This is a genomic window from Arsenicibacter rosenii (assembly GCF_001870735.1).
Classification (GTDB): Bacteria; Bacteroidota; Bacteroidia; order Cytophagales; family Spirosomataceae; genus Arsenicibacter; species Arsenicibacter rosenii.
In genome coordinates this window covers 1-3,257 of sequence record NZ_MORL01000079.1, presented here as the reverse complement: position 1 = coordinate 3,257, position 3,257 = coordinate 1, and the positions used below count along the sequence as shown (strand labels likewise).

Sequence of the window (3,257 nt, the reverse complement as noted above, 5' to 3'; positions counted from 1 at the left end):
AATATGGGGCGAAAGCGGCTGAGCTTGCCACTTATTATCCCGCCGGGAGCGAGGCCGAGGCCGCCCNGGCTGAGCTTGCCACTTATTATCCCGCCGGGAGCGAGGCCGAGGCCGCCCGCTCGCAAACGGAACTGTCCAGAGACCAAATCTTCGGAGCGCAGAATTTTAAGTGGGCAACCACCGCCAGCGACCAGCACCAGCCGGTTTATGTTTACCGGTTTACCCGCAAAATTCCGGCTACGGGCCAGTATGCCAGCTACGGCGCTTTTCATACGGGCGAAGTTGCCTATGCGTATGATAACCTCGCCTTTATCGACAAAAACCTGCGCCCACTCGACATGACCGACAATGTACTGGCCGTCAGCATGGCGAATTACTGGGCCAACTTCATAAAAACCGGCAACCCAAACGGCCCGTCACTACCCGAATGGCCGGCGTTCAGCACCCTTTCGCAAACGATCATGGTCCTTGGCGATCAATGCCAGCCGGCGGTCTTAACGGACGGGCAGCGGCTCAATTATCTGCTGTCGGTAATAACCAAATAGCCCCTGAATCTGTACAATTCCCTTAACATAACCAGATGAATACAAACACGTTAATCAAAACAATTGCCCTGGTAGCCTTACCGCTTCTTACGCTGGGACAGGCCGCCAAACCGGTAAGCCTGCCCCTTGTTTCGGGCAAAGACGCTGCGGTAGTCGGTACGGCCTATGGCAAAGTACGCGGGTACATCCACAACGGTATTTTTACCTTCAAGGGTATTCCCTACGCAAAGGCCAAACGCTTCATGGCTCCCTCAAAACCCGATTCATGGACCGGCGTCCGCAGTTCCATGAGCTACGGACCGGTATGTCCGCTGATGGACCCGACCACGACGGTAAATGACGAATCAGAGTTTGTGTTTCATCACGACTGGGGCTATCCGAACGAAGACTGCCTGCGCCTCAATATCTGGTCGAAAGGGGTAAATGACGGTAAAAAGCGACCGGTCATGGTCTGGTTACACGGCGGGGGGCATACGGCGGGCTCGTCGCAGGAATTGCCTTCGTATGATGGGGAAAACATCAGTAAAAAAGGCGATGTGGTGCTGGTTTCGATTAACCACCGGCTGAACATACTGGGCTTTCTGGACCTGTCGGCCTATGGGGATCAATACAAAGCCTCGCCCAACAACAGTGTCCACGATATGATTGCGGCCCTTCAGTGGGTGAAAGCAAATATCGCCGGTTTTGGCGGTGATCCGGACAACGTCACGATTTTCGGCCAGTCGGGCGGCGGCGGTAAGGTAAATACCCTGCTGAATACGCCCTCGGCAAAGGGACTTTTCAGCAAAGCCATTATCCAGAGCGGCGGGCTGGGTCTGCAGTTTAACGACCAGACAATCACGAGGAGAATCAGCGCGCTGGTCCTTGAAGAGTTTAATCTGAACCCCGGGCAGGTAGATTCGCTGCAGTCTGTTCCGTTCGAGAAACTGGCCGCTGCCGGTAAGAAAGCCATTCAGAAAGTGCAGGCACAGCTGACGAAAGAAGGCAAACCGCTCGGCCCGTTCGGGTGGTCGTGGGCTCCCGTACTCGACGGCAATCTGCTTCCCTATCAGCCGGTTTCGGCCGAAGCCAAAGCTATTTCGGCCAATATCCCGCTGCTGATCGGCTCAACCAAAAATGAGTTTGCGCCGTTTTTCGGGATGGGCGCCGGTCCGGTCAACTCAATGGCGGATGTCAGGAATGCGCTCACCAAACAATATGGCGATAAGGCCGATGCCTACATTGCTGCCGTTAAAAAAGCGTATCCGGAAACGCAGAAACCGGAAGATTTTCTGAATATCGACGATATGTTCCGCCGCAGCGCCATTAAAATGGCCGATCTCAAGGCCGCCTCACCGGCACCAGTGTATATGTACCTGTTTACCTGGCAATCGCCGGTGGTCGACGGAAAATACAAATCCCTGCACTGCATGGAAATTCCGTTTGTGTTCGACAACATCGGCCGGTGTGAAGAAATGACCGGTGGCGGCAAAGAGGCGTATGTACTCGCCGACAAAATGAGTCAGTCGTGGATCAACTTTGCCCGAACCGGTAATCCGGGCCACAAAGGCTTACCCAGCTGGAAGCCCTACACGCCGCAAAACGGAGCGGCCATGCTGTTTGATAACCAATGCGTTGAGAAAACACATCACGATAAAGACATTCTGGCCATAGCTCCTGACCGGGCACTCTAACCGTAACCGACCGGCCATTGCTGGCCGGTCTCTTTCTGCCTATCACCTATGCTTGCTCTGACCGGTTTTGCCACCATCGGCTTTTTTTTGCTGCTGATCATCACCAGGCGGCTGTCTGTAATTACCGCGCTCGTGCTTGTGCCGCTGGTTATGGGGTTCGTAGCGGGAGTTGACCCTAAGGAGTTGGGCGAAATGATGCTGGCCGGGATCAGGCAGGTTGCCCCGACGGGGATCCTGCTGATGTTTGCGGTGCTTTATTTCGCCACCATGCTCGATGCAGGGCTCTTTGATCCGATCATTGCCGGTATTGTCCGGTATGTGCAGGGAGATCCGTTAAAAGTTATTGTCGGTACCGCCGTTTTAACCATGATTGTCCATCTGGACGGCGACGGTACCGCAACGTTCATGATAGTCCTCTCGGCATTTCTGCCCATCTACCGGCAGCTGGGTATCCGGAAGACGGTGTTGCCCGGCATCGTGGCTCTGAGCGTCGGCCCGCTGCATCTGGTCCCGTGGTCAGGCACATCGGCACGCGCCATTTCGACCCTGAAAACCGAAGCCAATCTGCTCTTTAACCCGAACATTCCCGCGATCATTGCAGGCATTGGCTGGGTACTGGCCGTGGCTTACTGGCTGGGCAGGCAGGAGCGAAAACGCATTGGCATTCAGCCACTCGATTATGTGCATCAGGAAAACCTGACGGAGAGTCAGCGTGCACTGCGCCGACCTAAACTGATCCTTGTCAATGCGCTGCTGACCATTAGCTTACTGGTTAGCCTCATTAAGGGATGGGTCCCGACGCCGGTGTTGTTTGTGGTAGCGTCCATGCTGGCACTGTTCATTAACTTTCCCCGGTTGTCCGACCAGCAGAACGTACTGAAGGCACACGGGAGCAATATTTTTATGGTCTCGGGTATGATCTTTGCGGCCGGTATTTTCTCCGGTATCCTGACCGGCTCAAAAATGATCGATGCCATGGCGAAGGCGCTCGTTTCCCTGATTCCGGAACAGCATGCGTCCCTGTTGCCAACCCTGACGG

3 protein-coding genes are annotated in these 3,257 nt (G+C 54.9%); all 3 read left to right on the top strand.

The features are described from left to right. Nucleotides 1–545 (top strand): carboxylesterase family protein (locus BLX24_RS29735; RefSeq protein WP_177225966.1); only part of this gene is annotated, 545 nt, incomplete at its 5' end. Between the two features lie 35 nt (nt 546–580). After that, nucleotides 581–2,218, top strand: a complete 1,638-nt coding sequence (locus BLX24_RS29730) for a carboxylesterase/lipase family protein (RefSeq protein WP_071506842.1) — start codon at nt 581–583, stop codon at nt 2,216–2,218. 48 nt (nt 2,219–2,266) lie between these two features. After that, on the top strand, nt 2,267–3,257 hold a 991-nt coding region (locus tag BLX24_RS29725), incomplete at its 3' end, for a CitMHS family transporter (protein ID WP_071506841.1).

Coding starts and splice junctions, on each gene's coding strand:
- BLX24_RS29730 (WP_071506842.1), top strand. CDS start 581: ATGAATACAAACACGTTAATCAAAACAATTGCCCTGGTAGCCTTACCG.